Source organism: Ruminococcus sp. (assembly GCF_024684275.1).
Genome location: NZ_JAIKXF010000124.1, coordinates 1 through 4,290, shown reverse-complemented (window position 1 = coordinate 4,290; position 4,290 = coordinate 1). Strand labels below are relative to the sequence as shown.

The window sequence follows — 4,290 nt, the reverse complement described above, 5'->3', positions numbered from 1 at the left end:
GGAAACTGCTGATGTTGTAGCCAATACTATTAAAGAATGGGCTATAGAAAGAGGCGCGACCCACTATACTCACTGGTTCCAGCCTATGACAGGTTCAACGGCAGAAAAGCATGACTGTTTTATCAGTCCCGCGCCAAACGGCATGGCTATTATGGAATTTTCAGGCAAAGCTCTTGTAAAGGGTGAACCTGACGCTTCATCCTTCCCTTCAGGAGGCCTCAGAAGAACAAGCTCCGCAAGGGGATATACAGCATGGGATCCGACTTCCTATTGCTTTGTTAAAGAGGGAAGCCTTTATATCCCTACGGTCTTTGTATCATATACAGGAGAAGTTCTTGATAAAAAGACTCCTCTTTTACGTTCGATGCAGGCACTCAGCAAGACGGCTGTACGTTTCCTCAAGCTTTTCGGAAATGACAGGGTAACAAGAGTTACTTCAACAGTAGGAGCTGAACAGGAATATTTTCTTATAGATAAAAAAATGTACGATCAGCGTGAGGATCTTATCCTTACAGGCAGAACTCTTTTTGGTGCAAAGCCTCCGAAAGGTCAGGATCTGGACGATCAGTATTTTGCAAATCTCCGTCCGAGGATCGCTGCATATATGGCAGATCTCGACGAGGAGCTTTGGAAGCTGGGCATCTATTCAAAGACAAAGCATAACGAGGTAGCTCCCGCACAGCATGAAATGGCTCCTATATTCACTACATCCAACCTCGGAACGGATCAGAACGAGCTTGCGATGGAGGTAATGGAAAAGGTCGCACTTAAGCACGGTCTTGTATGCCTGCTTCACGAGAAGCCTTTTGAGGGCGTTAACGGTTCGGGCAAGCACAATAACTGGTCTATGTCTACGAATGACGGTCAGAATCTTCTTGATCCCGGCGATACTCCTATGGATAATCTCCAGTTCCTTACAATACTCTGCGCTCTTATCAAGGGCGTTGACGAGTATGCAGATCTTATGAGACTTTCAGCCGCTTCCGCAGGCAACGATCACAGACTTGGCGCTGATGAAGCTCCGCCTGCTATCGTTTCGATGTTCCTCGGCGAAGAGCTTGAAGCTGTTTTGCAGGCTATCGAGGATGATGCTGTCTACAAGACAAAGGCACGTGCTTTCAAGATCGGTGTTGATGCGCTGCCGTCATTCCCGAAGGATTCCACCGACAGAAACAGGACCTCGCCTTTTGCTTTTACAGGAAACCGTTTTGAGTTCAGAATGGTGGGCTCTTCCGATAATATTGCCTGCCCGAATGTTCTGCTCAATGCCATCATGTGTGAGGAGCTCAGTCAGTTTACCGAGATACTTGAGCCTTTCAAGGGCAAGGACAACTTTGATGCCGAGGTAAGAAAGCTTCTCAAGACTGTTATCAAGGAGCACAGAAGGATCATCTTCAACGGTGACGGCTATTCCGAGGAGTGGGTAAAGGAGGCAGAAAGAAGAGGTCTTCCCAACTATGCTTCAACAGTTGACTGTATGCCGCACTACACAGACGAAAAGAATGTACGCATATTCCGCAAGTTTGAGATATACAATCAGAATGAGGTAGCCGCAAGAAAAGAGATACATCTTGAAAAGTACTCGAAGACAGTTCGTATCGAGGCACGTACCATGATAGAAATGGCAAGAAAGCAGCTCCTTCCCGCAGCAATGGATTATGTTCAGTCCCTTTGCGAGGCTATAGCTACAAAGAAGCAGATAGGCTTTACCTGCAACACAGATGAGAAGATAGCAAAGAAGCTCAATGAGCTTTCAGACCGCTTCTACGAGTCTATCGAGCGCCTTGAAGCCCGCGTTACAGAAGCGAATGCAGTTTCGGGCATTCAGAAGCAGGCTGAGTTCTTCCATGATGTGGTTCTTGCTGAAATGGATATAATGAGAAGCATTGCCGATGAGATAGAGCTCAATATGCCGTCAGCCAAGTGGCCGATACCTGCATATTCCGAGATAATCTACAATGTCTGATAAATAAGAAACGACCTGTGACAGCGTATTTGCCGCCGCAGGTCTTCTTTTTTAAAATATGTCTGCTTTTTTGTCTGAGAACCTGTTTGTCCCCTTTATACTTAGCCCCTCATCGAAATCATCCAGGAAATGGTGGGAGCTTTCTCCTCTGTGATAAGAGATGAGAGTCTGTAGATTTACATTTTCAACGCTCCTGAAAATGTTCATATCAACTGCGGGATTGGTCAGACGCAGCTGTTTTAGAAGCTGCTTTATCTCAGCACGCTTTGAGCTGCCTTCTGCTTTCGTGGTTTGGCAGGCGCATTGTATGAAGGAAAGCTTATTGTACTCAGTCCAGCTGATGATATCGTTCTCTCTTATAAGATAAAGAGGGCGTATAAGCTGGACTTTATAATTCTCACTGTGAAGCTTCGGCATCATTGTCTGTATCTGCGAGCCGTATAGCATCCCCATGAGAATAGTTTCTATGACATCGTCAAAATGATGTCCGAGAGCTATCTTGTTGCAGCCGAGTTCTTCGGCTTTTTTGTACAGCCAGCCTCGTCTTAACCTTGCACAAAGGAAACATGGGTTCTTTTTTTCTTTCGCAGCTGACTCGAATATTCGTGTATCGTATATTTGTATCGGAAGCCCGAGCTCTTCGGCATTACTGATTATTTTTTCTCTGTTTTTGGGAGCATATCCCGGATCCATAACGATGTATTCGGCGGAAAAGATTATTTCGCTGTATTTCCGGAGCCTTTGTATGCACTTTGCCATTAGCATTGAGTCCTTGCCGCCGGAGATACATACGGCTATCCTGTCGCCGTTTTCAATGAGCTTGTATTCCTCAATGCCTTTGCGGAATTTCGACCATATACATTTGCTGAATCCGCCTGTGATTGAATTATCTATGCTGCTGTTCATAACGATCCTCACTCTGTGCATATTATATATTAAATATACAGCGAAAAGCTCATAATGTCAAGAAGACAGAGTGATTTTTAACAAGTTACATATAAAGCCTATTGACTATGTATGAAAAATACAGTATAATTAATATGAAGTTCTTAGCAGACGCATAAACAATATATAATGAGGTGAAGCAAATGCATAAGCTTGAAGAAAGTATCAACTCGCTCACTAAAAATATCCTTTCGGATTATGAGAACAACAGAACCATAGATGAAGTAAAGACCTTCGATCATCCCGATAATGACGATATCGTTGAAATTATCGAAGCTCTCAGACGTATAGTTTTTCCCGGATATTTCCGCAACCGCAGCTTCAGGGTATATACGGTAAGAAACAACATATCCATGATACTTGAGGATGTTATATTCAAGCTTATCAGGCAGATATCAATAGTGCTCCGCTATGATGAAAAGTATGTATCATTAAGCGAGAACGAGGTTAATCAGGCTGCCGAGGACATAACATTTGAGTTCCTTGGAAGGATCCCTAAAATAAGAGCGCTTATCGAAACCGATGTACAGGCTGCGTATGACGGTGACCCTGCCGCATTCAACAAGGACGAGATAATCTATTCTTATCCCGGACTTTACGCTATACTTGTCAACCGACTTGCACATGAGCTCTTTTTGCTGGGAGTTCCGCTTATGCCCCGTGTAATGACCGAGCACGCTCACAGCAAGACGGGTATTGATATACATCCGGGTGCTACTATCGGAAAGTATTTTTTTATCGACCACGGTACAGGCATAGTTATCGGTGAAACTACAGAGATAGGGGACTATGTCAAGGTATATCAGGGCGTTACCCTCGGTGCGCTTTCTACAAGAGGCGGACAATCCCTCCGCAATAAAAAGCGTCATCCTACCATTGAAGATAATGTTACTATCTATTCGGGAGCTTCCATACTCGGCGGAGAAACAGTTGTCGGACGCAACGCCGTGATCGGCGGTAATGCTTTTATTACCAGGTCAGTTCCTGCGGGTGCGAAGGTAAGTATCAAGAATCAGGAGCTTCGTTTTAATTTTGATTCTTCCAATCTTGTTCACAGCTCTGATCTTGACCCTGACGAAACATGGTTTTATATCATCTGAAAAGTGCTGTACTGCCCGAAATATTGCGGTTTGAAAAATGAGAAGAAATTTTTTCGAAAAAATTCAAAAAAAGGCTTGACAATTTTTCGGCGGCGTGGTATAATATTAAAGTCGTCGGAACTGATTAACCGATGAACGGAAGATAGTGTGGGGGTTTAGCTCAGCTGGGAGAGCATCTGCCTTACAAGCAGAGGGTCACAGGTTCGAGCCCTGTAGTCCCCACCAATTCTTTGGCCTCGTAGTTCAGTTGGTTAGAACGCCTGCCTGTCACGCAGGAGG

At 44.6% G+C, this 4,290-nt stretch carries 3 protein-coding genes and 1 tRNA gene; 3 read left to right on the top strand and 1 reads right to left on the bottom strand.

Annotated elements, in window-relative coordinates:
- On the top strand, window positions 1-1,966 hold a 1,966-nt coding region (locus K5677_RS13550), incomplete at its 5' end, for a glutamine synthetase III (protein ID WP_296729017.1).
- Between the two features lie 51 nt (window positions 1,967-2,017).
- Here K5677_RS13550 and K5677_RS13545 read toward each other — a convergent pair.
- Window positions 2,018-2,872, bottom strand: a complete 855-nt coding sequence (locus K5677_RS13545) for an ATP-binding protein (protein WP_296729015.1) — start codon at window positions 2,870-2,872, stop codon at window positions 2,018-2,020.
- A 182-nt stretch (window positions 2,873-3,054) separates the two neighbouring features.
- Here K5677_RS13545 and K5677_RS13540 point away from each other — a divergent pair, with 182 nt between their 5' ends.
- Both K5677_RS13540 and K5677_RS13535 read left to right on the top strand, forming a co-directional pair.
- The gene (locus tag K5677_RS13540) at window positions 3,055-4,011 is read left to right on the top strand and encodes a serine acetyltransferase (RefSeq protein WP_296729013.1); all 957 of its coding nucleotides are present in this window, start codon (window positions 3,055-3,057) and stop codon (window positions 4,009-4,011) included.
- Between the two features lie 149 nt (window positions 4,012-4,160).
- Window positions 4,161-4,236, top strand: a tRNA-Val gene (locus tag K5677_RS13535).
- Window positions 4,237-4,290: the final 54 nt, after the last annotated feature.

Excerpts from the sequence above, each read along its gene's own strand:
- K5677_RS13545 (WP_296729015.1), bottom strand. The coding sequence starts at position 2,872 with ATGAACAGCAGCATAGATAATTCAATCACAGGCGGATTCAGCAAATGT.
- K5677_RS13540 (WP_296729013.1), top strand. The coding sequence starts at position 3,055 with ATGCATAAGCTTGAAGAAAGTATCAACTCGCTCACTAAAAATATCCTT.